The 25794-nt window shown below is 35.8% G+C and carries 26 protein-coding genes; 8 read left to right on the top strand and 18 right to left on the bottom strand.

Annotated features, from left to right (window positions below):
- Positions 1-8: 8 nt before the first annotated feature.
- The 3 genes from J3U27_RS04400 to J3U27_RS04390 are packed head-to-tail and all read right to left on the bottom strand — an operon-like array spanning position 9 to position 3303.
- Entirely contained in the window at positions 9-1196 is a 1188-nt protein-coding gene (locus tag J3U27_RS04400; protein ID WP_220225418.1) for an ABC transporter permease, read from the bottom strand.
- Between the two features lie 14 nt (positions 1197-1210).
- A complete protein-coding gene (locus tag J3U27_RS04395) occupies positions 1211-2350 on the bottom strand; it encodes an ABC transporter permease (protein ID WP_065562723.1) in 1140 nt (379 codons plus the stop codon).
- Positions 2332-3303 (bottom strand): HlyD family secretion protein, encoded by a 972-nt coding sequence (locus J3U27_RS04390; RefSeq protein ID WP_065562724.1) that lies wholly within the window; start codon positions 3301-3303, stop codon positions 2332-2334. The genes J3U27_RS04395 and J3U27_RS04390 overlap by 19 nt, the downstream gene beginning before the upstream one ends.
- Before the next feature lie 336 nt (positions 3304-3639).
- On the opposite strand from J3U27_RS04390, the gene J3U27_RS04385 reads away from it, so the two are divergent.
- Positions 3640-4929 carry an NAD(P)/FAD-dependent oxidoreductase gene (locus J3U27_RS04385; RefSeq protein WP_065562725.1) on the top strand — a complete coding sequence of 430 codons (1290 nt, stop codon included), beginning with the start codon at positions 3640-3642 and terminating at the stop codon, positions 4927-4929.
- A gap of 101 nt (positions 4930-5030) precedes the next feature.
- Positions 5031-5639, top strand: a complete 609-nt coding sequence (locus tag J3U27_RS04380) for a YiiX family permuted papain-like enzyme (RefSeq protein WP_267376930.1) — start codon at positions 5031-5033, stop codon at positions 5637-5639.
- Here J3U27_RS04380 and rnhB read toward each other — a convergent pair.
- The 4 genes from rnhB to fabZ are packed head-to-tail and all read right to left on the bottom strand — an operon-like array spanning position 5636 to position 8640.
- Positions 5636-6226 (bottom strand): ribonuclease HII, encoded by a 591-nt coding sequence (gene rnhB / locus J3U27_RS04375; protein ID WP_065733672.1) that lies wholly within the window; start codon positions 6224-6226, stop codon positions 5636-5638. The genes J3U27_RS04380 and rnhB overlap by 4 nt on opposite strands.
- Complete coding sequence (gene lpxB / locus J3U27_RS04370) at positions 6220-7374, bottom strand: lipid-A-disaccharide synthase (RefSeq protein ID WP_267337226.1); 1155 nt, start codon at positions 7372-7374, stop codon at positions 6220-6222. Before lpxB ends, rnhB begins: the two co-directional genes overlap by 7 nt.
- Positions 7374-8153 (bottom strand): acyl-ACP--UDP-N-acetylglucosamine O-acyltransferase, encoded by a 780-nt coding sequence (gene lpxA / locus J3U27_RS04365; protein ID WP_065562729.1) that lies wholly within the window; start codon positions 8151-8153, stop codon positions 7374-7376. The genes lpxB and lpxA overlap by 1 nt, the downstream gene beginning before the upstream one ends.
- Positions 8154-8193: 40 nt before the next feature.
- Positions 8194-8640: a 3-hydroxyacyl-ACP dehydratase FabZ gene (gene fabZ / locus J3U27_RS04360; RefSeq protein ID WP_034882348.1), complete on the bottom strand. Its 447-nt coding sequence runs from the start codon at positions 8638-8640 to the stop codon at positions 8194-8196.
- 442 nt (positions 8641-9082) lie between these two features.
- Between fabZ and fkpA the strand changes: the two genes are divergently transcribed.
- The 3 genes from fkpA to tusC are packed head-to-tail and all read left to right on the top strand — an operon-like array spanning position 9083 to position 10914.
- On the top strand, positions 9083-10177 hold the full coding sequence (gene fkpA, locus J3U27_RS04355; RefSeq protein ID WP_267376929.1) for an FKBP-type peptidyl-prolyl cis-trans isomerase: 1095 nt from the start codon (positions 9083-9085) through the stop codon (positions 10175-10177).
- A 4-nt stretch (positions 10178-10181) separates the two neighbouring features.
- Positions 10182-10547 carry a sulfurtransferase complex subunit TusD gene (gene tusD, locus J3U27_RS04350; RefSeq protein ID WP_267330799.1) on the top strand — a complete coding sequence of 122 codons (366 nt, stop codon included), beginning with the start codon at positions 10182-10184 and terminating at the stop codon, positions 10545-10547.
- Positions 10548-10560: 13 nt separating this feature from the next.
- A complete protein-coding gene (gene tusC / locus J3U27_RS04345) occupies positions 10561-10914 on the top strand; it encodes a sulfurtransferase complex subunit TusC (protein WP_267376928.1) in 354 nt (117 codons plus the stop codon).
- A 145-nt stretch (positions 10915-11059) separates the two neighbouring features.
- Here the strand turns inward: tusC and nagE are convergent, their stop codons facing one another.
- Positions 11060-12544: an N-acetylglucosamine-specific PTS transporter subunit IIBC gene (nagE, locus tag J3U27_RS04340; protein WP_065562733.1), complete on the bottom strand. Its 1485-nt coding sequence runs from the start codon at positions 12542-12544 to the stop codon at positions 11060-11062.
- A 249-nt stretch (positions 12545-12793) separates the two neighbouring features.
- Here nagE and nagB point away from each other — a divergent pair, with 249 nt between their 5' ends.
- Genes nagB through J3U27_RS04325 form a run of 3 tightly spaced genes read left to right on the top strand, consistent with a single transcriptional unit; the run spans position 12794 to position 16023 of the window.
- Positions 12794-13600, top strand: a complete 807-nt coding sequence (gene nagB, locus J3U27_RS04335; RefSeq protein WP_065562734.1) for a glucosamine-6-phosphate deaminase — start codon at positions 12794-12796, stop codon at positions 13598-13600.
- An 11-nt stretch (positions 13601-13611) separates the two neighbouring features.
- Complete coding sequence (gene nagA / locus J3U27_RS04330) at positions 13612-14754, top strand: N-acetylglucosamine-6-phosphate deacetylase (RefSeq protein ID WP_220225425.1); 1143 nt, start codon at positions 13612-13614, stop codon at positions 14752-14754.
- Between the two features lie 36 nt (positions 14755-14790).
- The gene (locus tag J3U27_RS04325; protein WP_267330803.1) at positions 14791-16023 is read left to right on the top strand and encodes an ROK family protein; all 1233 of its coding nucleotides are present in this window, start codon (positions 14791-14793) and stop codon (positions 16021-16023) included.
- A gap of 45 nt (positions 16024-16068) precedes the next feature.
- On the opposite strand, the gene asd is transcribed toward J3U27_RS04325, so the two are convergent.
- The 10 genes from asd to J3U27_RS04275 form a co-directional block, all read right to left on the bottom strand.
- On the bottom strand, positions 16069-17172 hold the full coding sequence (gene asd, locus J3U27_RS04320; protein ID WP_065562737.1) for an aspartate-semialdehyde dehydrogenase: 1104 nt from the start codon (positions 17170-17172) through the stop codon (positions 16069-16071).
- Positions 17173-17446: 274 nt separating this feature from the next.
- On the bottom strand, positions 17447-19483 hold the full coding sequence (locus tag J3U27_RS04315) for a prolyl oligopeptidase family serine peptidase (RefSeq protein WP_267376945.1): 2037 nt from the start codon (positions 19481-19483) through the stop codon (positions 17447-17449).
- Positions 19484-19674: 191 nt separating this feature from the next.
- Positions 19675-20106: a PTS sugar transporter subunit IIA gene (locus J3U27_RS04310; protein ID WP_267376927.1), complete on the bottom strand. Its 432-nt coding sequence runs from the start codon at positions 20104-20106 to the stop codon at positions 19675-19677.
- Positions 20107-20117: 11 nt separating this feature from the next.
- Positions 20118-21116 carry an SIS domain-containing protein gene (locus J3U27_RS04305; RefSeq protein ID WP_065562740.1) on the bottom strand — a complete coding sequence of 333 codons (999 nt, stop codon included), beginning with the start codon at positions 21114-21116 and terminating at the stop codon, positions 20118-20120.
- Positions 21113-22198: an SIS domain-containing protein gene (locus J3U27_RS04300; protein ID WP_267376926.1), complete on the bottom strand. Its 1086-nt coding sequence runs from the start codon at positions 22196-22198 to the stop codon at positions 21113-21115. The genes J3U27_RS04305 and J3U27_RS04300 overlap by 4 nt, the downstream gene beginning before the upstream one ends.
- 10 nt (positions 22199-22208) lie before the next feature.
- On the bottom strand, positions 22209-23033 hold the full coding sequence (locus J3U27_RS04295; RefSeq protein ID WP_065562742.1) for a PTS system mannose/fructose/sorbose family transporter subunit IID: 825 nt from the start codon (positions 23031-23033) through the stop codon (positions 22209-22211).
- Positions 23014-23844, bottom strand: a complete 831-nt coding sequence (locus J3U27_RS04290; protein WP_220225430.1) for a PTS mannose/fructose/sorbose/N-acetylgalactosamine transporter subunit IIC — start codon at positions 23842-23844, stop codon at positions 23014-23016. Before J3U27_RS04290 ends, J3U27_RS04295 begins: the two co-directional genes overlap by 20 nt.
- A 14-nt stretch (positions 23845-23858) precedes the next feature.
- On the bottom strand, positions 23859-24326 hold the full coding sequence (locus J3U27_RS04285; RefSeq protein ID WP_065562744.1) for a PTS sugar transporter subunit IIB: 468 nt from the start codon (positions 24324-24326) through the stop codon (positions 23859-23861).
- Between the two features lie 11 nt (positions 24327-24337).
- A complete protein-coding gene (locus J3U27_RS04280) occupies positions 24338-25021 on the bottom strand; it encodes a GntR family transcriptional regulator (protein ID WP_267376925.1) in 684 nt (227 codons plus the stop codon).
- Complete coding sequence (locus tag J3U27_RS04275; protein WP_081299500.1) at positions 25018-25740, bottom strand: GntR family transcriptional regulator; 723 nt, start codon at positions 25738-25740, stop codon at positions 25018-25020. The genes J3U27_RS04280 and J3U27_RS04275 overlap by 4 nt, the downstream gene beginning before the upstream one ends.
- Positions 25741-25794: the final 54 nt, after the last annotated feature.

The raw sequence follows: 25794 nt of genomic DNA, 5'->3' as shown, positions 1-25794 counted from the left end.
TTTTAGCATTAACTAATTGAAGGTTTATTATTAACTTTTTTAGTATTTGAACGCACAAAGTTTTTTATTTTTTTGAAATATCTTCTCATCTTTCCTTCGCGTAGTGCTGCAATAAAAAAGCCTAGCGAACCATATATGACTCCGAGAAATAGAATCATAAATATATTAAATACATTATCTGACAAACCTAACCCCATCTGATTTACACCAGCAATCATATTTGTTGCCCATGTAGATGGTAACATTCGCGATACCGTTTGTACCCATAACGGCATAGCATCAAGAGGCCATATAGTACCGGATAGGTAAAATACGGGGGTAGTCAAAAAGGCTAAGGTTAGGTAAATCATCTCGGTTCGATGTAAACATTCAGTGAGTAATTTACTCAACCCCAACACCGCTAATAATAGCGGAAATGTCATAATAATAATTTCGGGTATGCTTGCTAATTGCCTATAGCCAAGAACCCAAGGCCATAATCCAAAGAGGACTAAAGACAAAAAGAGCCATATTGGTATAAGACCGCATAAACTTCCGAATATAACAATCTTTGGTGGTTTACCTTGGGGCAAGGAGTGCAAGGTGATATTGGTACGCGTTGAGGCAATCAAAAAGGAGTGTTGCAACAACATGACGAGTAATCCAGGAAAAGTTATCGCCGCAAAACTAATCCCGGCATTATAAAGCGGCATCGTTTGCCCTTTTATTGGCGATAAGATGATATTAATCTGCGGATCAGAAAAACCAGCATTGCGCATTACCCGCGTATTATATTCGGTTAATATTTGTTGATATATTCCTCTAATATCAACTTGTATTAGACCATTAGCTAGACGGCTAGAAGCATCACCATAAGCAGGAATTGTCACCTCTTCACCGTTTAAAAGACGTTTTTCGAAATTTCTTGGAATGGTAAATACCGCAAATAATTTACGACTGTTAATATCATCATAAGCTTCTAATGAATTTTCATAAGTAAGCACATCGATTTTAGAGCTGGTATTTAAAGATCGAATCAAACTTCGACTTGTAGCGCTATGATCCTGATCAACAATTGCAACCGGCAAATTGGTGATGGTGCCATTAATATAAACTAAGCTCATTAATGAAACAGAAACTAATAGCAATAACCACATTGGTCGCATTAGCATATAAAAAAACATTTTTATAGCTGAAGATAAAAATAGCTTAAGCATCCAAATATTGCCTCTTACTGTGAATGTAAACGTTTGACTAAACGTTTTCTAACTAACACTGTAATAATTATTGGATAGATCATTAAAATCCCACATGTTTTTAATACAGATAGATAACTGGAATGTCGTAAAAAGAGATCGAATAATTTATTCAGTGCATAGGTTAAAGGCTCAAGTGACGAAATAAATCTTGCTATCCAAGGCATCGACAATTCAGGCACCACTACTCCTGAATAGGTCAAAGCAAGCCCCACCAATACCCCAATATAGGTATATGCATCTAATACTGTTTTAGTAAATGTATAAAGCAAAATACCAATACTTTGCGCTGCAATAACATAAAAGAATACCACCAGCATCATAGCAAATGGCGAACCAGATACGCGCGCATCAGAAAATAAAACCAGCATTGCTATTTCAAACATCAATAACATGGTATACCAGATGGTATAAGGAGCGAGTTTACCTAATACAAATGGATAATTAGGCCGAGTCCGTTTAGGTAATCGCGATAGAATATGAATTGTTGTGGTCACTACAAATAATTGTAACAAATGAACTACCGCGGAAAATTGCTGGAAGTACATTGAGTTACCACTGGCATTAAATAACCCATCATAATTGAAATTAACTTGAGAAAGCTTAGGTACGGGCAAACCAATACTGGTTGCCATGGTCGTCCGATATTGCGTATTTAATGAAGCAATTAGGCCGGAATAGTCCATAATAGAGTATAAGCCAGCACTATAATATAAAGCATTATAATAAAGCATCGGCGTTGGTTGACGACCAGCTAATACATCGGCTTCAAAATTAGGCGGTATGTAGAGAATGGCGTAGATTTTAGCTTTTTCTAAATCACGTTCAGCCATTTTTAACTGATTATCATAATTAATTAGATTTGCGTGCGCGCCAGCGTTAAGATCCCGAATAATTTCACGAGATAAGGTACTTTTATCTTGATCAACATAACCTACTGGAAGATCAAATAATACACCTCGATAAAATATACTGCTGATGATCACAAAAATAATCAGCGGTAAAATCCACATTAACCAATGGAAAGTAAAACGCTTAAATATAACTGGAATTTCATCGTTAAATGCTTCTTTAAAGCGATGCCAGAAATCTGAAATTAGTTGTCTATTTTCCATAATGTACTCATACCTGCGCGTAAGCCTTCAACAGGTTTAGTTGGATAAAGTCTAATTTCAAAGGTTTTCAAATCGAAATCACCCGTTGCTCGAGTAGCACGTTTAGTTGCATAATCGCCCATTGGTGAAATAAAACGAACTTCCGCTTCAACTTCTTTATTGCCAAGCGCTGGAACTTCCAACTTAACATGGTCACCCTTGTGAATATTCGGCATAATATTCTCACGAATATTAAACACAAAATAAGCTTGTGGTAATCGAATAACTGTTAATAGTGGGCTATTTGCATTAAACAGCTCGCCTACTTCGGCAGGAATTGAACCAACCTCACCATCTACAGGCGCCTTGACTTGCAGATCATCATATTGAATCTGTAATTGTTTAAGTTGCTCTTCAGCCTCTTGCAATTTAGCATTATAGATCTCACGCTGTTCAATACGATCACCGTTTTTCGCTTGATCTAAATTGGCTTGGGCTGACAAAACCTGCTGATGAGCTGCATCACGCGTTTTAAGGGCATTATCTAATATTGATTGAGAAACAAAACCTTTTGCCGAAATGGCTTTATTACGATTGTACTCTTTCGAAGCATTATCATAAGAAACTTTTGCTTGTTCCAATAACGCTTCATAATAGCGAATACTTTCTTCACGAGTACCGTTTTGAGAAAGTTCAACTTGCGCTTTTGCTTGATCTCGCCCAGCTTCGGCAGCTTTAACTTGAGCTAAAAGCTCAGGACTGTCAAGCGTAATTAAGACATCATTTTGTTTAACATCATCGCCACGATTGACATGAATTACTTGCACTCGCCCCTTGGCTTTAGAGGATATGCTGACATTAGGTGCATCAACTTCGCCTTGCAAAATAAGCTGGCTGCTATGAGCACGTATTAAGATCGTCATTGAAATTAAAATAACAATCAATGCAATAACAATAAAAATTTTTTTATTCATAAATTTGTTTTGAGTGACAATTGTAAGATAAGGCCTAAAGAACTAGGATAATTGTATGCAATCAAGAATTAACATACTTCAAAAATGATTACTATATCATACGATATAACGCTTTATTTAAACAATCTAAGCTATATTTCTATGCCCAAATAAGGCTAAACGGGATTATTTACAACTATATTGAATGATATTCTATTTCACCCTTAAATAAATTTCAATAATTGTAAACCTCCATTTTAATAGATTTCATTTATAAATGTTATCAGTCAAAAGAAATAGATAAAAACCTACTTATTTAGTATGATATTTTACAATTGAAATAATAAGGCTTGAAATATGCAAAAAATAATTATTATTGGTGGTGGTGCCGGCGGTTTAGAGCTCGCTACTGACCTAGGTGATAAGTTAGGCAAAACAGACAAAGCTCAAATTACCCTAATTGATAAAAACAGTTATCATTTATGGAAACCATTATTACATGAAGTAGCAACGGGTGTACTTGATGAGCAAGTTGATAATATTTATTATGCATCTCAAGGACAACAACATAATTTCGAATTTACCCAAGGTACCTTTACTGACCTTAATCGGGACCAAAAACAAATCACTATTATCAATCATCAAGATGAATCAGTCGCTATTGATTACGACATTTTAGTTATTGCCATTGGTAGTACTTCTAACGATTTTGGTACACCTGGTGTTAAAGAACATTGTATCTTCTTAGACGATCAAAATGCAGCGATTCGCTTGCGAGAAACCTTAATAAATAAATTCACCAGTTTCTGTTCAATTATCGATAATGATCAAAGCACCGACGAAGATAAAATTCGAATTGCTATCGTAGGCGGTGGTGCAACTGGCGTTGAGTTAGCTTCTGAACTACCACACATGGTGGAAGCATTTGGTGCCTGTGGTCGTAATAAGATGTGTTCCGATCTTTTAGATGTGTCGGTTATTGAAGCAACAGATCGTATTTTACCAGCCCTACCAGAAAAGACTGCGGCAAGTATTACTAAAACACTTGAAAAACAAGGTATCCATGTATTAACCAAGACCATGATTACTAAGGCTGAAAGCGATGGATTTTATCCAAAAGAAGGCGATACTATTAAAGCCGACATTATGATCTGGACTGCGGGTGTTAAAGCTCCTGATTATTTAAAGGAAATTGCTGGATTAGAGTCAAGTCGTTCAAATCAATTGGTGGTAAAACCAACATTGCAAACTTCTCGTGATGACAATATTTTTGTTATCGGCGATTGCGCTTACGCAATGCAAGACAATGGCCATGCCTCACCACCTACTGCTCAAGCTGCACATCAAATGGCAAAAATTTGTTACGAAAACATTATCAACATATTAGATAATAAGCCATTAAAATCGTTTAAGTATACCGATAATGGCACAATCATTTCTTTACATGATACCGCGCAAGGTGTGGTTAAAATAGCAGGAAAAAGTGAAATGGGTGTAAAGGGATGGTTTGCGCTAATTATTCATCGATTGTTGTATCGAATGCATCAAGCTAGCTTGTTAGGTATTTTCAAAACGATTCGTTTTGCTCGTGCCAGTAAAGTTATGTATAAAACAAAATCGACATCTATTTTCAGTAATCGGGATTAATGACTGAAACACGCCTAAAAGCTACTTAAAATTTATTTAAGTAGCTATTTTAGCTAATAATTTTATAATATTACCTTGATTTTTTTTTTAATTATAAAATTATGCGTTTTATTTTAATTATTACATTACTTTTCGCTACTTACACAGCGGCCACAGCAGATTATCAACCACTTGATGGCGATATTATTTTCCAATCTTCTCAATCAAACCAAAGCAAGGCGATTGAGCTAGCAACCAAGTCACCTTATAGTCACATGGGAATAATTTTTATTAAAAATGGAAAACCTTATGTCTTTGAAGCAGCATCTAAAGTGGTCTATACACCGTTTGATAAATGGGTAAATCGAGGAAAAAATAGAAAATATATAATTAAACGCCTAAAAGATCACACTTTATCACAAAAAGAAATTGCTAATTTAAAACGAGTTGCTCATTCATTTGAAAATAAGCCTTACGATATTTGGTTTGGCTGGGATGATAAGTATATTTATTGCTCAGAACTAGTTTGGAAAATTTATAATAAAGCACTTAACTTAAAAATTGGACAATTACAAAGGATTAAAGATTTTAATCTGTCAGCACCAGCAGTTAAACAAAAACTAACTGAACGCTATGGAGATAAGATCCCTTATCAAGAAACCGTTATTTCACCAGTCGCTATATTCAATTCACCATTATTAATAACGGTAGATCAACATTGGTCGAATTAGATAAGTAACAATCTCTTAATTGGAGCAAAACTCTTACGATACAAATGGTTGATACCGTGTGATTCTATAGCCATTAGGTGATCTTTAGTGGGATATCCTTTATGCTTTGCCAATCCGTATTGCGGATACAATTTGTCTAATTCAACCATTTCACGATCACGAGTCACTTTCGCAAGAATCGACGCTGCGCTAATTTCAGCAACAAGTAAATCGCCTTTAACGACGGCTTGTGTTTGAATACCAAATTCAGGACAACGATTGCCATCCACTAAAACATAATTGGGTTTGATTTTTAAGCCAGACACCGCCCGTTGCATAGCCAGCATAGTGGCATGAAGAATATTAAGCTTATCAATCTCATCGACTGATGCTCTAGCAACACTCCACGCTAATGCATTTTGCTTGATAATATCAAATAAAGCTTCACGTTTTTTTTCTGTCAGCTTTTTAGAATCGGTTAATCCCTCTATCGGTTTATTTGGATCTAAAATCACAGCAGCAGTAACAACATCACCACACAGAGGGCCTCGTCCAACTTCATCAACTCCAGCAATTAAAGTGGCATCAGGGTAGGTAAATTCTAACAACAATGTGAATCCTCTAATACATCAAGTACAGCTTGTGCTGCTTGTTCATCTGCATTACAACGAATTTGTTTATGCAAAGCTAAAAATGTCGCTTTTAATTCGGTATTATCACTTTCTAAAAAAGGAAGAACATGATTAGCGATATTTTCTGGTGTACAATCATGTTGTAGCAACTCAGGCACTATTTCTTTACCTGCTAAGATATTTGGTAACGACACATAAGGCGTTTTGATTAACTTTTTAGCCAACCAAAACGTAAAAGCTTTCATTTTGTAACCGACAACCATTGGGCATTTAGCTAACATACATTCAAGAGCAACCGTTCCAGACGCTAAAATTGCCGCATTACTGGCAATCATTGCTTCACGAGCATGACCATCTAATAACTGCACATTAAATTGTGGTACGATTTCAGCTTTAATTCGCTCAAACTCTTGTCTCCTTTTCTCATTTGCTAAAGGAACCACAATATGTAAATCAGGAAATTTGTCACGTAGCAATTGAGCCGCCTTTAAAAAAGGCTCAGATAATAACGTCACTTCAGCATGACGGCTGCCAGGTAAAAGTGCTAAGCACTGGCAATCAAGCGGGATACCTAATTGTTGACGCATTGCGGTTTGATCTGGTTCTAAAGGAATATCATCAGCCATTTTATGACCAATAAAACGACAAGGAACATCAAATTTATCGTAAAAGGCTTTTTCAAAAGGAAGAAAAGCTAAGATAAGATTAGTATTTCGTTTAATCTTAAACACGCGCTTTTGTTTCCAAGCCCAGACTGATGGGCTCACATAATGAATAGTTTTAATACCAGCTTGTTTGAGTTTACCTTCTAATGAAAGATTAAAATCAGGCGCATCAATACCAATAAATATATCAGGTTTTAGTTCAATAAGGCGTTTAGTGATATCTCGACGAATAGCTAAAATACGACGTAATCGACCTAATACCTCGACAATGCCCATCACAGACAGCTCTTCCATTTCATACCAAGCTTTACAGCCTTCAGCTTGCATTTGTGGTCCAGCAATTCCAACAAATTGAATATTTGGATGGTGTTTTTTGAGAGAACGAATTAAACCTGCACCTAAAATGTCACCAGATGTTTCACCAGCGACAAGTGCTACAGTTAAAGCTTTATCAGTCATTAACGAATAATGCCACGAGTCGAACGAGCAAAAAAGTCAGTAAACAGTTGAACTTCAGGGTACTGTTTAGCTAACGATTCAATTTCAACTTTGGCATCGTCAAGGGTTAACCCATTTCGATAAAGAATTTTGTAAGTATTACGAATAGCTTGTAGTGCTTCTTTACTAAAACCTCTACGTTTCAATCCTTCATAGTTAACGCCATGTGGTGTTGCATGATTGCCTTGTGCAATAACATAAGGAGGAACATCTTGGGCAACACCAGAACAACCACCAACCATTACGTGAGATCCGATAACACAAAATTGATGTACAGCTGTCATACCACCAATAATAACATGATTGTCTAACTGCACATGACCGCCAAGCGTTGCATTATTCGCTAAAATACAATTATTACCAATAATACAATCATGAGCAACGTGTGCATTAATCATGAATAAATTATCACTACCAATACGCGTTAACTCCCCCCCTTGAACAGTGCCGCGATGAATCGTCACACTTTCACGAATCATATTACGATCACCAATTTCAGTGCGAGTTGGTTCTCCACGATATTTTAGATCTTGGTTAACTTCACCGATTGAAGCAAATTGATAGATTTGATTATTTTGACCAATTTTGGTGTGGCCATTAACGACAACATGTGATTTTAAAAAAGTGCCATCACCAATTTCAACATGTTCACCAATATAACAAAAAGGCCCGATTTTGACGTTATCACCAATCTTTGCCCCCTTTTCTATTACTGAACTTGGGTGTATTTCCGTTGCCATAGCAATTCCTTAATACATTTGGGATATTTCAAAATCAATATTATTTACGAGCACACATCATTTCGGCTTCACAAACCAGTTTACCATCAACTGTTGCAACACCATGGAACAATGCAATACCACGACGCTCTTTAATATATTCAACATCAAGTACAATTTGGTCACCTGGTACTACAGGACGTTTAAAACGCGCTTTATCGATTGAAGCAAAATAATAAAGCTGTCCTGGCGATAACTCTTCAATACTTTTAAAAGCTAAAATTCCAGTCGCTTGCGCCATCGCTTCTAAAATTAATACTCCAGGGAAAATCGGTTTATTTGGAAAGTGACCTTGGAAGAATGGTTCATTAAAAGTAACATTTTTAATGGCCTTTAATGTTTTGCCTTTTTCATAACTAAGTACGCGATCAACCATTAAAAATGGGTAACGATGAGGCAGTAAACTTATGATTTCTTCAATATCAAGGGTATTAAGTTCGGTAGTCAAAATAGCTATCCTTATACAATATTTACTATAAATTGGATCTATTATAACTGAGGATACCACTTTCACTCAAGGAGTGATTTTTCAGTGTATTTTTACAGTTTTCAATAACAAATAAACCTAATTTTATATAAAAGATGCTTAAAAAATATTTTGTCTTATAGTAGATCATATAATACGATTGGTATTTAACTTAAAGGTCGTTTAGCTTAGAGAGTGAATTGAACTCATTTATTAAATTGACATTAATAAGCAGTACTATCTTATTAACACTTACAGACTGTAGTGATTTTCCTGTGTGTTTTTACAGTTTTCAATAACAAATAAAGCTAATTTTATATAAATTAATTAGATAAAAGATACGTAAAAACTATATTATCATATAATAGATCATATATAATACCGTGAATATTTAGCTAAAAGATCTTTTAACTTGGAGAGTGAAATGAAATCATTTATTAAAATGACATTGATAAGTAGTGCTATCGTATTAGCACTTGCAGGTTGTGATGATAAAAAAACTACCGAAGAAAACAAAACACCTGCTACTACAACGACAAATGCTACCGAAACAGCACCTGCACCAGCAGAAAATAAAGCAGAACCTGCGCAAGCAGAAAATAAAGCAGAGCCTACACCAGCAGAAAATAAAGCAGAGCCTACACCAGCAGAAAATAAAGCAGAGCCTGCACCAGCAGAAAATAAAGCAGAGCCTGCACCAGCAGAAAATAAAGCAGAGCCTGCACCAGCAGAAAATAAAGCCGAGCCTGCTAAAACCGATGATAAAGCTGAAAACACAGTTTCAACTTCAACTGAAAAAGCTGATTCTTTGAACAATAAAATAAAAATTACCACTGAAGCCCAAAAAGAGTCTTATGCATTAGGTTCTTCATTTGCTAACTACCTAAAATCAAACTTAGAACAAAATGAAGTAAAAGCAGACCAAGAATATCTAATCAGCGGATTTAATGAAACCATGAAAGGTGATTCACAACTTAATCAAGAAGAAGTGAACACAATTCTAGAAGCTTTCGGTAAACGTATCCAAGAAGAAAGCCAAGCGCGATTTGAAAAGCAAAAAACTGAAAATACCGCAGCGGGTGAAAAATTCCGTGAAGCATTTGCCAAAGAGCCTGGAGTAATAAAAACTAAATCAGGTTTATTATATAAAGTTATTCAAAAAGGTACTGGAGCTCACCCAACTGCCAAAGATACTGTTATCGTTCACTATGTTGGTACCTTAACTGATGGTCGTAAATTCGATAGTTCTTATGACCGAAACGAGCCAGCAACCTTCCCACTTGACGGTGTAATCAAAGGTTGGACTGAAGGAATTCAACTCATTGGTGTTGGCGGTAGAATTAAATTAGTTGTCCCACCAGAATTAGCTTATGAAGATAAAAGCTTCCCAAGCCAAGGTGACAATGCCAATATTACCCCTGCGTCAACTTTAGTTTTTGAAGTTGAATTGCTTGGTATTGATAAAGATAACAACGAAGAAGCTATTCCAACTGCTCGGCCAGTACAAGCACCAAACTAATTTGATGAAACCATTAAGTTATACGCTGGTTATTATGGGTCCCGCTTATGGGACCCAATCTGCTTATTGTGCTTATCAATTTGCTCAAACATTATCTTCAAATACAAATCACTCAATCAATAGCATCTTTTTTTATGCTGACGGTGTCTATAACGCTAATCATTTTACTGATCCCGCCAATGATGAATTTGAACTCGTCAAAGCATGGCAAGACTTAGCAAAACAAAATGCTTTAAAGCTTAAGGTTTGCGTAGCAGCAGCACAAAGAAGGGGAATTAGTATAGAAAACCTTGCTGAACATTTTGAACTAACCGGCCTTGGTGAATTGAGTGAGGCAGTAGCAAGTTCTGATCGAGTTCTACAATTTTAAAAAGGTAGATTAGATGAAAAATGTAGCAATTATTATTAGTACTCCACCACACGGCAATGCAAAAGGCCGAGAAGCATTGGATACTGCTTTAGCTTTATCAACATTTAATCACATCTCTGTCTTTTTTATGGGTGACGGTGTTTTTCATCTCTTACCTAATCAACATCCAGAAAAGATATTAATGCGAGATTACATAGCAACCTTTAATATGTTAGAACTTTATGACATTGAAGAGGTTTATGTTTGTAAAACAGCTTTAGATGAGCGAAATTTAAGCCAGATTGCCTTCAATATCCCTAACCAACAAATCGAAATTACCCAGTTTCATCAGTTACTCGCGAATCAAGACACTATTTTACGCTTTTAATGACCTTCAAAAACCCCGCTCCTCAACTTTTTTTATAATTCTATAAACAAAATCTATGCTTGCCAAAGATAATAAAAATCCTCGTGGCTTTTATCATTACTACCACGAGGAGAATATTGATAAAACTTATTTAATAAAATTGATATTAAACTAATTTTTTCATTTTATCGGCAATCTTCTCAGCTTGTTGACCAACAACAATTTGAACGCCAGTTTTACCTAGTTTTATCACTGCCATTGCACCAAGTGCTTTAGCTGCTTGTTCATCAACCAAATCTGAATCATGAACATTCAAACGTAAACGTGTGATACAAGCATCAATATTAGTTAGATTTTCTTTACCACCAACGATAACTAAATATTGTTCAGCAAGCTTAGAAGTATCACCTACAGTTGGTACATTCTCTTCAGCTGAAGTATCGGTCACATCGTCTTCACGTCCCGGCGTTTTAAGATTGAATTTAACAATAACAAAACGGAACACAATATAATATACAAAGAAAAATACGACACCTTGAAGAATAAGCATATACCAATGTACAGCCAAAGGATTGCGGCTGGATAACAGCATATCGATTAAACCTGCACTAAAGCCAAAGCCAGCTATCCATTGCATGGTTGCAGCGATAAATAGTGAAATTCCAGTTAAAATAGCATGGATCACATAAAGTACAGGTGCTACAAACATAAAAGCAAATTCTAAAGGTTCAGTAACCCCAGTGAAAAATGCTGCAAATGAAGCGGCTAACATGATCGATGCGGTTTTATCTTTATTGCCTTTTTTAGCTGTATGATACATGGCTAATGCTGCACCCGGTAAACCAAACATCATAATTGGGAAAAATCCTGCTTGATAGCGACCGGTAATACCAATGGTTGCTAACCCATCATCAATAGATTTTTGTCCACCAAGGAAAGTTGGTATATCATTGATGCCAGCCACATCAAACCAAAATACCGAGTTAAGTGCGTGGTGTAAGCCGACCGGAATTAACAAACGGTTAAAGAAGCCATAAATACCCGCCCCAATAGAGCCTAAATCTTTAATGTATTTACCAAAAGCAACTAATGCATCATAAATAGATGGCCATATAAAATATAAAACAGCAGAAACTAATAGCATAACGATAGAAACAATAATGGGAACTAACCGTTTACCACTAAAAAAAGCTAACGCTTTATGTAATTCAACAGAACTGAATCGGTTATATAATTCAGCTGCAATAATACCAACTAAAATACCAACAAACTGATTATTAATTTTTTTAAATGCAGGGGAAATTTGTGATTGCCAACCATCAACACTAGTATCAATACCATTAAATAATGCAATAGAACTTGGTGAAAGTAATGTTGTGACAACTAAAAAACCGACTAATCCAGATAATGCAGCTGCACCATCTTTATCTTTAGACATACCATAAGCAACACCTATAGCAAATAGGATTGGCATGTTTTCAATAATTGCACCACCAGATTTTATTAAAAAGGCAGCAATAATGCTATTTTGTCCCCAACCATTTGGATCAATCCAGTAACCTATACCCAGCAATATTGCCGCCGCAGGTAATACTGCCACCGGCACCATTAATGAACGCCCAATGCGTTGTAAATAAGCTAAAATTCCCATAAGTTTTACCTCATATTATTATTTTGGGTTACTTAAAAAATAATGAAATTTCACATCTTTAAGTAAATGTAAGTAAGTCAACTATATTTCACATTATATTATTTTACTTCGCAAATTAAATGTTTGCTTTTTGTGATTTATATCACGATTTATTTTTGATTAATTAGTTTAATATAGTAGAATATGCTCAACATATTTTACGTTAAAAAAAAAGATTTTATTTAATTATATCAGAAGAGGCTGTATCTTATGAGACTTATTCCTTTAGTAAATGCGCAAGAAGTCGGCGCTTGGGTAGCACAGCGCATTGTTAACAAAATTAATCAATTTAAACCGACAGCGGAACGTCCGTTTTTATTAGGTTTACCTACAGGTAGTTCTCCGCTAGTTATGTATCAACAACTCATCAAACAATATCAAGCAGGTAAAGTCAGTTTTAAACACGTTGTTACCTTTAATATGGATGAGTATGTCGGTCTTCCAGAAGATCACCCTCAAAGTTATCACACTTTCATGTATGAAAATTTCTTCAACCATATTGATATTGATAAAAACAATATCCATATATTAAATGGTAATGCACCAGATATCGATCAAGAATGCCGCGAATATGAAGAAAAGATTAAATCTTACGGTAAAATCAATATTTTCGTTGGTGGTGTTGGTCAGGATGGACATATTGCATTTAACGAACCAGGTTCTTCACTTTGTTCAAGAACTCGAATTAAAACTTTGACTGAAGATACAATTATCGCTAACTCACGCTTCTTTGATAATGATATCAAACAAGTTCCAAAACATGCGTTAACGATCGGTGTTGCAACATTAATGGATGCACAGGAAGTGATCTTATTAGTTTGTGGACACAACAAAAGTTTAGCGTTACAAGCCGGTGTTGAAGGATGCGTTAATCATTTATGGACAGTTACGGCATTACAAATGCATCCAGCATCAATTATTGTTTGTGATGAGCCAAGTACTGATGATCTTAAAGTGAAAACACTAAAATATTTTAAACAAATGGAAGCTGATAACCTTAAAGTGACCGTTTTATAAAGGATAACTCAATGTACGCATTAACAAATTGTCGTATTTACACTGGTTATGAAATTCTTGAAAATCACGCCGTTATTATTGACGGCGATAAGATCGCCAAAGTTTGTAAACAAGAAGAACTACCAGCTAATATCACTACTGAAGATTTACAAAGTGCCATTGTTGCACCGGGTCTTATTGATATTCAAGTCAATGGTTGTGGTGGTGTACAATTTAATGAGACCCTCGATGCGTTAAGTGTCGAGACATTAGAAAAAATGCAAAAAACTAACCTAGTTTATGGTTGTACAAGCTATTTACCAACTTTAATCACATCAACTGATGAATTTATGATTAAAGCAGTAAACGTTATGCGTGAGTATTTGGCTAAACATCCAAATCAGGCATTAGGTTTGCATCTTGAAGGCCCTTACATTAACCCAGAAAAGAAGGGTATTCATAATGTAAATTACATCCGCCAACCTTCACAAAAAATGATCGACTTCCTTTGTGAAAATGCTGATGTCATAAAAATCATTACGTTAGCCCCAGAAAAAGTTGAATCTCACTATATTAAGCAATTAGCTGATGCTGGTATTCATGTTTCTGTCGGTCATTCTAACGGTCATTATGAAGATTGTCGTCGTGGTTTTAATGCTGGTATCCGTTTAGGAACGCATCTATTTAATGCAATGCCTTATATCACTGGACGAGAGCCCGGTGTTGTTGGTGCAATTTATGATGAACCCGAAGTTTATGTCGGTATTATTGCTGATGGTCAACACGTAAGTTGGGCTAATATTCGTAATAGTCATAAAATTAAACAAGATCATTTAATTTTGATTACCGATGCTATGTTATTAGCAGGGTCTAATTTAACCTCTGGCGTATTTGCTGATAAAACTATCTATTATAAAGATGGCCGTTGTGTTGATGAAAATGGCACTTTAGGTGGTTCAGCATTAACTATGATTGAAGCAGTTAAAAATGCAGTTGAATATGTTGGTATTGCTTTAGATGAAGCTCTAAGGATGGCAACGCTTTATCCTGCAAAAGCAATTGGTGTTGATAAACAACTTGGTACAATTAGTGAAAGTAAAATTGCGAACTTAGTTATTTTTAATCGTGATTTTTCAAACGTGAAAACGGTTGTTAATGGAGTAATGACCCGCTAGAATGTTAGATAGTTAATGAAAATATTGAGATAAAATATGACCTTTAATTATCTACACCTAGTTGGCAATGCTGAGCTAATCAAACAATTAAATTACGCTATGATTTACCGTTTGATTGTTCAGCAAGCCCCAGTTTCACGGATACAACTCGCCGAAATTAGTCAATTAGCACCAGCCAGTATAACCAAAATTACTCGCCAACTTATTAAAAAAAATTTAATCAAAGAAGTTGATGCACAGCAATCAACTGGTGGGCGTCCGGCTGTGTCAATACAAGCAAAATTTGGTTACTATCAGACTATTGCCATTCAATTAAGTCGTTCCCATGTTACCATTGAACTATATGATCTTGGTGCTAACTGTTTAGTATCTGAAGTTTATCCATTAACCTCGTTTACCCAAGAATCAGCTGAAGAATATTTAATTGCATTAATTGAACAGTTCATAGAGCAAAATAGCAAAAAAATAAAACATCTTGTTGCTATATCAGTGGTATTACCAGGTTTGATTGACTCTGTTCGCGGGATTATTCGTTATACACCTCATATTCAAGTTAAAGCTTGGCCTCTAGCTGATGCTCTTCGTAATAAATTTAACATTTCGATTTTTATTGGCAATGATATTCAAAGTTTAGCTCTAGCCGAAAGTTATTTTGGCTCAACTCAAGATGTTGATGACTCAATTTTGATTCGTGTACATCGCGGTGTGGGATCCGGTGTAATTGTCAATCAGCAACTATTAACAAACCATAATCAAAGTGCTTGTGAAGTTGGACACATCCAAATCGATGCGTTAGGAGAGCGTTGCCATTGTGGAAATTTTGGCTGTTTGGAAAATCGTGTAGTTAATAAAGCAATCGAGTTTCGAGCTAAACAGATGATTGAGCAAGGTTATCCAACTAAATTAAGTTTAGATAACTGTAATATTTCCACTATTTGTAAATATGCTAATCAAGGCGATGAGCTGGCAATTAAGTTAGTCAAAGATGCTGGTGAAAATCTTGGTCGTGCTGTTGCTATGATGGTGAATATTTTTAATCCACAACGAATTGTGTTAGCGGGTGAATTAACTAAATCATCAGAAGTGTTGTTAAATGCGGTAAACAGCGCGTTAAACGCACAAAGTTTAGAAGAGTTGAGAAAAAATCTTACTATCAATTGTTCATCGCTTAATGACCGTTCAGCAATTGGTGCATTTGCATTGATACAACAAGCGTTATTTAATGGTTCATTATTAATGACATTGTTAGAAAACAACATTACATTATAATGTGCATATATCACAAAAAAAGCCCGGCTACCGGGCTTTTTTTGATTAAGCTAAGATACGAAGCATTCTTCTTAATGGTTCGGCAGCTCCCCATAATAACTGGTCGCCAACAGTAAAGGCTGATAAATAGTCTTTACCCATATTAAGTTTACGTAAACGTCCTACTGGCGTAGTTAATGTACCAGTAACAGCTGCTGGAGTCAGCTCACGCATTGATAAATCACGATCGTTAGGTATAACTTTAACCCAATCATTATGTGCAGCAAGTAGTTTTTCAACTTCTGGTACACTGATGTCTTTTTTGAGTTTGATGGTAAATGATTGACTATGGCAACGTAATGCTCCAATACGCACACAAAGTCCATCAACAGGAATAATTTGGCTAGTACCTAAAATCTTATTCGTTTCAGCCTGGCCTTTCCATTCTTCTTTACTTTGACCATTATCAAGAGCTTTATCAATCCAAGGGATTAAACTACCCGCTAATGGCACACCAAAATTATCTGTTGGTAAACTACCATCACGCATTTTTTGCGTCACTTTCCGTTCAATATCTAAGATCGAAGAATTAGGGTCTTGTAGCTCTTTAGCTACTTCGGCGTTTAACATACCCATTTGGGTAAGCAATTCACGCATATGACGCGCACCGCCACCTGAAGCAGCTTGATAAGTTGATACCGATACCCAATCAACTAAGTTTTCAGCAAACAATCCACCAAGCGACATTAACATTAAACTTACAGTACAGTTACCACCAACAAAGGTTTTGATACCTCTATCTAAAGCTGCATGAATATTAGCTTTATTGACTGGATCAAGAACAATGATTGCTTCATCTTCCATTCTCAATGTTGATGCCGCATCAATCCAGTAACCTTGCCAGCCAGTTGCACGCAATTTTTTATAAATTTCAGAAGTATAATCACCACCTTGGCAAGTCACTATAATATCTAATGCTTTCAAAGCATCAATATTATCGGCACTTTGTAATGTTCCTGTTTTACCACCAAAGGTAGGGGCAGCTTGACCAGCTTGAGAAGTAGAAAAGAAAACAGGATTGATATAATCAAAATCATGCTCTTCAACCATACGTTGCATAAGGACGGAACCAACCATTCCACGCCAACCAACAAAACCAACATTTTTCATATTTTATTTCCAACGGTAGATGTTATATAAAGAAATCTTTATTGACTATTAAAACAAAATATCATCATAAAACAAGTGAGATAAGAATTATTTTTTAAGAGTATTAAAAGATAATAGCGAATTATATAAAACTATCGTTTTTAAATTGCTGGCTAGTTTTTATTGATATTCCTTTTCCAGATAATTTTTTACGATGATAAGTACACCCAAATGACTTATTTGATGATGAGGATTGTCATAAATAATATTAACTCTAATATTAACTATTTTTTAATTATGGTGTTGGCATGGTTTTCCAAATAAAAAACTCGACTGTATTTAGAAAATTATCAAAAAAATGCCCTTCATATTGATCTGCTATAACTAATACCTGCTGTTTTTGGGTATGGTTTATCTCATTAAGACGAGCGATAAATTTAGCACTTTGCCATGGTGCTACACGTTCATCTTTCAAACCTACCGAAATCATAACCGGTGGATACGTAACATAATCTTTTAAATTTAAATAAGCATCTATTTTAGATAAATCCTTTAACTGTTTTGAGTTTAATGGCGAGCCAAACTCAGCAAAGTTTGCTTTACCAATGGCGATTTTATCTAATCGACTCATATTTAACATACCCACATTAATAGATGCCGCAGCAAAAAGTTCAGGATGTTTAGCTAATGCCATTCCAATTATAATACCACCTGCACTCTCACCGCTGATAACTAGCTTAGATGGTTGAGTAATATTATGATTAATTAAATATTGTGCGCATGTTATAAAGTCATCAACTGAGTTTTGTTTATTAGCTAAGCTACCGCCAATATGCCAATCTTCGCCTAATTCTCCACCTCCTCGAACGTGAGCAATTGCAATTATTCCACCTCTTTCAAGCCAAATTAAACGTGTAGCATCAAAAAAAGCGCGCTGACTTACACCATATGCACCATAGGTAGTTAACCATGTAGGAGCAGTACCATCATATTTGATCCCTTTAGGATGAATAATCGTCATAGGAACAAGTGTTCCATCGTTTGATTTTACCCATTGTTGTTCAGCCTCATAGTTTGCAAACGAAAAAGCACTGGGATTAATCATTTTTGAATCTTGAATTGATCCATTATCGGGGTTATAGGTAAATATTTTCGGGGGAACAGTCCAATTTTGAGCAGTAAATAATATTTCTTTGCGATCAGTATCACTAAAAATGGCTGTTATTTCTTCACTATTTGTAAGTGAAATCAATTTAACATGATGAGGGTCAGTAAAAGGAATAGCAACAAACTTGGGTGTTTCTGACTCATGATAAGCTAAGTAAATAGCATCTTTACTTGCTGCAAATTGGGTCAAATCTCCATTTGGCCATTCCATAATTTTTTCTTCTAATTGGCTATTCTTATTCAAATTCACACGCGAAATAGTATAACCAGACAACGCATTGTATTTAGCTAAATATAACCAATCACCTTTTAGAATAAAATTGGTAACTTTTTGTTTTCTATCGATGATTTTTTGCCAGTGAACTTTAGTATTATTAAGATTATCATAATGTGTAAGGTATAAATCGATACTATAACCAGATATAGAAGATGAGATAGACGCAATAGCCCAATTACTAGAAAAAGATAAGGCTATATTTTGATCGGTAACGGGGTCATAACCAGTTATTTGATTTTTACTAAAGATTAAGACATCATCTTTTGTCTTAGTATTTAGATGGTGCAAATATAACTCTTCTGTGCCCGATTTTGGGCTATTTTGTTGATATTTATCATTTCTTTTATAAAAAAAAGATAAATTATCATTTGACCAAATAATGCTTGGATCCGATATGCCAGTTATATGATCATTAAGATGTGATTTAGTTTTTACATTGATAATTTTTATTGATGATATCTCAGCACCATTTTCATAAATGCTATAAGCAATATATTGCCCATCACGTGACGGATAAAAATCATATATACCATAACCAACAGGAGGGTCTATCAACAATTTTTCATTATTGTAGCGATCTCTAACAAAAAGGCGATTATACGGATAATCTGCTGTTTGTTTGAAATAAAAACAATTATCGCCTACATATTGAATATCAGAAATTCTAGGTTCAGAACCAAAATCAGTTAATTGATTAAATCGTTTACTGACAGTTTTTGACCATGGTAATGCATCTAGTATGTTGACGGTACGTTCAGACTCAGATAATAACCAATTACTGATTAACTGTGGCTGATTTTCCATCCAACGGTATTTATCGTTCGCTTCGATTTTTTTTAACGTTAATTCATTATTAGTTGTACAACAGCAACAAATACTACTTAACAAGAGAATCAATATTATGATAAATATTTTCTCTTTAGATATAGTCAAATTTACCTACCTATTAATTCTATATAATTCAAGGCTTAGATAAAAAGGTATAACTAGTAATGAATAAAAGCAAATATAATTTTATTTGAGTTAAAAATATATTTGCCTTATTAAAGTTAAATTAATTGATTATATATCTGACCAGCTTAAAACTCTTCATCTTCTATTATTGATGACGTCATTGACACCATATTATAGTGCTCAATACTTTGTTGAGCTGTTTGCATTAGTTCTGATAGTAAATCATCTAGCGCCATTTGTGTTCTTAGCATAAATGTTGCCAATAACATGGGTATATTCACCCCAGTAACAATTTCTAGATTTGGATAATTGGCCATTAATCTGGTTAGTGTGTTAAAAGGCGTTCCGCCTTTTAAATCCACCAAACACAATACTGTCTCACCTTGTTGAGCAAAGCTTGCTAAATGATTTTCAATTTGCTGTTGAAACTCATCTAACGATTGCCCCATTAAAAAGGGCACGGCCTCACATAAGGCTTGTTTACCACAAATCATCTCGGCGCTTACGATCAGACTTTGAGCAGTAGGTCCATGAGTACTGATTAATACCGCAACCATTGTTGCTCTCCTTAATAATCCAAGCAACGATAGTAGCGACGAATAGTCATTGGGTGCCGATTTAAGTGTTCAACGTAAGCATCAATTCGGTTATTTATCGTTCTAAACACAAACGGTGATAAATGACCACGATATTTTTCTGATATACCCGGTAATGGATAGTCTTTGGTATCAATAATGGTGTAGTTACCACAAATTTGCGGTAAGAATTTTGCCACTCTTTCACTTAATGGACGTTGACTATCTTCACCAACATAAACAGTTACAGCTGTATCACGGTCGATCACTTCTAATGTGCCATGGAAAAATTCAGCAGACTCGATCGATTTTGAACGTAGCCAGTGTTGCTCTTCCCAGTAGCACATCGCATGAGAATAAGTTGCACCCCATTGGTTGCCAGCACCGACAAAATAGTGCATAGCATCGTTATGATGTTTCAATGCGACTTCTTGCCCGAATGCATCAGCTTTTTTCGCCACTTCGACGATGTTTTTAGCAAAATGTTGATCCATTTGTTGATAAAATTCATCATAGTCAGGATATTCGCCTGCTAAATACATTAAGCGATCAGCAGCCATAAAGAATTTTAATTGCTCATTCATTGGGTAAGAAATCACATGGTGCGCCATTTTACCTAATGGTGAATCGGCTTTATCTAAAAAGGCTAAAACTGTTGCACCCACATCTTGTTGAATTTTATTAATAGCCTCAACGACCTCTTGGGTTGAGCCTGTAACAGATGAGATGATAATTAAGGTGTCTTTGGTTATACGCTTATTGCCGGTAACCAGATATTCCGCTGCATGTTGAATAAAGGTTTCAATGGCTGATTTTTCTTTCATATGGACAACTGCTTGCATCGATGAAGCGTAAGTTCCGCCAATACCTAACCAGCACACATTACTGTAACCACGGGAGTGAATTTTATCGATAAATTCATTGATTTGTGGACGAAGTGCTAATGCGCCATTCATGCTGTCGAGTTCTTTTTTTTCATCGTATTTTCTCATGCTCTAATCCTCTTAATTTTAGATTTAGTAATTTCATCAAATTCCGGATATGTTGATTTTTCCAGATTGTGACCTTTTAACTGTGATACTTGATAGCTAAGTAAGTGAATAGGAATTGTCATAAACAGCGAAGTTAATCGCTCATCACAACTGATACCTAGACATAAGTCATTTTGTGTTCGGTTGCCTTGTTGATGTGCATAAATTGTTACAACATTTTTCACATACTGATTTAAGAATTGTTTTAAGGAATCGGCTCTTTGCGCCAGTCTTCCTTGCGGTTCAATAAAAATGATTTGATCATCGCTATGCAAACCCAGATAAGGGCCATGCATATACTCTTCGAGCTCTTTACCCAACGCAGTGTTGCGTACGGTTTCGGTAAATTTAGTTTCTCCTTCCCTTGCAACCCCGTAGGTAGCACCGTAACCGATCAATATTACCCGTTGAGCTAGAGTATATTGATCTTCAAGGCGATTAACCCAAGCTTGTGAACGCTCAATGACTTGTGGTAATAATTGGGTAATCGTTTTAATCTGATTCATATAGTCATCAAATTTGGCTTGATTAATGGTTTCGGTTTTTTGCCCAATAATGAGGCTAATTAAGATCAAATCTAAAATAGTGATACTATAACCGGCACTGACATAAGGCATTTCTTCAATCGGCATCCCCATAGATAAAACGTGATTGCTAACTTGATACAAAGGACTTTGTGGATTGCTGGTCAGGCTATATATCGTCTTGTTATGGTGAATAAATTCCTCAACTAAATGAATGGTTGAATAACTCTCTCCACCTTGTGAAATGGCAAAATAGAGTGTATTTGGATCGTTATAGTGCAGGTAATTGGCCGCCATTGAAGGATCTTCAATATAGACAGGAATCTTCAACAGTTCGCTCATTATTGGTCTTGCACCATAAGCAGCATTAGCACTGGAGCCAGTGGCAAAAATGACAATGGCATTAAGCTGTTTTATTTGACTTAAATCGATATGATCGGCAAATAAAGTCTGATAATTATCTAAAACAGCTTGATAATATTTCGGCTCTAATGCGACATAATCAGCAATACTTTTCATTGTTAATTCCTCAACTTCCTAATAACCCAGTCCAGGCACCGAAAATACCAATGGCGGCAATGAGTAGAAGAATCCAATGTGCTTTAACGCCTTTTCTCACCAATACAAACATAAATAGCGTAAAGAGTAACGGTAGGATCTGTGGCACAATGCCGTCAAAAATATCTTGTAAGGATGCCGAATCATCACCGGTACCTATTTTCAATGGCATATTGAGTGTCACCATGGTGGCAACCATTGCCCCGACCACACAGAGCCCGAGTACTGAAGCGCCATAGGACAATTTATCCATTAAGCCCGTTTTTTGCACTTTTTCAATAAAGGAAGCACCAATGTTATAGCCAATTAATAAGCCAAAATATCGTGCTAAAATCGCCGGCACATTAAAGATAAGCAGGAATAACAATGGACCTAAAATATTGCCTTCCAGCGCTAAAGAGGTGCCAATGCCGGTGGCAATAACACGCAATGTCCCCCAGAAGAAAGAGTCACCTAAACCACTTAACGGTCCCATTAACGCAATTTTGACATCATTAATCGAACTTTTATCAAACTCACTATCGGTGGCATTTTGTTCTTCCATGGCAATACAGATGCCTAGAGGGAAGGTAATTAGCCAAGGGGTAACATTATAAAATTCTAAGTGGCGTTGATAAGCATCGGTAAGGTCAACTTGATTATCACTATAAATTTTATCTAAAGCCGGGCGCATGGCATAGGCATAGCCTAAGTTCATTTGCCGTTCATAATTCCATGACCATTCAGCGGTGAAAGAGCGCCAAAAAGTTCGGGTTAATTCTTTATTGGTTATTAATTTAGAATTCTTCGTTTTCATAATCGATCTCCTGTGCACCTAAAACGTTGCCAGTTGTTAGCTTCTGACTGTCTTGTTCTGTTACGCCTTTTTTTCCATTAAATGAGGAGTAACCGGTCAAAATAAGTGCTAGGCAGGCACCAAAAATGGCCACGCCAGTAACAGGCACTTTCATATAAACGGCTAAAGCAAAGCCAAGAACAAAAAAGGTGACATTGGTTTTTTTAATCATAATTTTCATTAACATAGCAAAACCGAACGCCGGTAATAAGCCGGTGGCAATACCTAAACCATCGATAATAAAGCGAGGAATCATTTCTAATAAGCCATTGACCGCTGAACTACCGAATAAGTAGGAGAATCCAACCACTAAACCAATTGGCAGATTGATTGAAAAGAAACCACCGAGTATGTTCATTCGATCCATACCTTTGCCGTTGCCTTCGCTGGCGTATTTATCGGCTTTGTGAACAAAGTAAGGAAGAATAAAAAGAAAACATAAATTTTTGACTAATAAAACCAGTGATGCAATTGGAATGCCCAGTGCTAAGGCGATTTCGGTACTTTTCCCTGCGCCAATGGCAAAAGCGGTACCTAAAACACTGCCGGAAATTATTTCCGGTGGAATGGATGCACCGATTGAAAACGATCCGACAAACGCTAATTCTAACGTTGCCCCAATTATAATGCCTTGTGTGATATCACCCATGACTAAACCAGCTAAGGTACAAGTCACTAACGGTCTGGATAACATTGATGAACCTAAAAAGTATTCACCATTTGCTAACATCGCAATCAAAGCTAACAGTAATGCGGTTAATTCGATACTCATTTTGTACCTCTCAACTATTTCTCAAATTTCTGCTTTGATTCACTTGGAATTTGCTGAATGTAGATATCAATACCGTCTTGTTGCAATTTGGTCAGTAAATCTGCTTCAAGATCGGTTAAATTGATGGTTTTAGAGTAGTTTTTTGTGCCTTCACGTGGTTTAGTACCACCTAAATTAAGGCTGGTTATTTTGCCTTGCGTGCCACGGATTAATTTTTCAGCATCTGCTACTGATTCAACGACTATCAGCATTTGATATTTATCAGTTGCGCCTGAGTTTATCGCCTCAATACTGTCATCAATTGATTTCATCACTAATTTTGCATGCTCTGGCTTAGCCAAACGAATCGCAGATTTACGTAGTTCGTCGTTGGCTACAACATCATTAGCAACTAAAATCGTGTTTGCATCCATACTTTCGAACCATGAAACAACAACTTGACCATGCAATAAGCGATGATCAACGCGTAACAATTTAATCATTGGTGTACCTCCTAAGTGAAATCGACCACATATTTGGTATTACTAGCAAACTTATACTCGAGAGCAATTGGTTCGCTATTAGTATCAAAATAGTGATTAGAAATTTTAAATAATGGGTCGTTAATCTGGATTCGAAGTTGTTTAGCGAGCTCGGAGTTGGCCACAATCAGTTGCAAATCTTGTTCTAATTTATCGACTTTTTTCTTGCCTGAATTGATGATTTCGAGCGTAGATAACACTTTGATAATTGAAATTTGAAAATCGGGAAAGTTATTTAATGGCAGGACAAAAATCTCTTTCGTAATACTGTTTTTTGCCACTTCAAGGAAGCTAATGTAATAGATCAGTTCAGCCGGTTTTATTTTTAGTAATTGACTGTAATATGCACCTGCTTGTCTTAAGTAAGCTTCTTTGATTACTTTTTTGTGATTGGGGTAGATGTATGGTTTTATGATACCTGTCATCTCTAAAATATTTTGGGTCGAGAGCGTTGGCGCAACAAACAGACCAACTCCTTTTTTTCTAACCACCATATTTTGATCAACTAATCGATCTATTGCTTTACGGACAGTTGTTCGACTTACATTATAATCTTTTTGCAATTGTCCTTCGGGTGGTAACTCAGCACCAACGCCATATCGTCCGGTATTTATCTGCTCGAGTAATTGAGCGGCAATTTTTTCAAATAGCTTCATTTATGTTTTTCCTCATAATTGAAGATATTTTTGGCCGATAAGTGATACCGAAATCGGTTACCAATCAAATATTGTTCAGTATATTCAAATGGTTGAAAATTATTATCGTAACTATAACTTGATACTTTATAGATAGGTGTTCCTTCGGCAATAGCTAAATACTCTGCTTTATCTTCGGTCGCCGCTTCGTAGGTGATCTCTTCCCGTCCATGGCTTGGTGTAAAATGATAATGCTCTTTAAGGTATTCATAGAGCGAAATGTTATTTAAGTCCTGTTTTTCTAAATCGGTAAATTTTTCTGAAGGGAGATAATTGATTTCATAAGAAAGCGGTATTTTCCCCAAGAGACGTTGTCTGATAATTCTAATTAGTTGCTGGTTAGATCCGAAAAAGGTACGCAATTGTGCAGGCATCTTTATAATTTGATTGGACAATACTTTTATTTCAATTTGAACATTTTCTTCTTTTTGGATCTCTTCACTAAACGAAGACATTTTTAGCATATTGATTTCAAAAACATTGTGTTCCGGGCTATAGTTATCTGCTTGAAACATATAACTTTCCATAGCTAAATCATGCAAGGCTTTCCTGACGGTTGTTCGGCTTACCTTAAAAAATTCGGCAAGTCCTCGCTCAGTCGATTTTTCCGTAATAATTTTAGGATTTGCTCTTATTTGTTCTTCTACATCGGTTTTAGACGCAATATCTCGGTATTCCAAAGATCACTCTCCATTACTGGGCTTTTTTAATTCACAGATATATCTTAAATCACA

This window comes from Gilliamella sp. B2911 (assembly GCF_026536965.1).
Lineage (GTDB): Bacteria > Pseudomonadota > Gammaproteobacteria > Enterobacterales > Orbaceae > Gilliamella > Gilliamella apicola_E.
The sequence above is the reverse complement of the archived record's forward strand: the minus strand, read 5'-3'. Positions and strand labels throughout refer to the sequence as shown.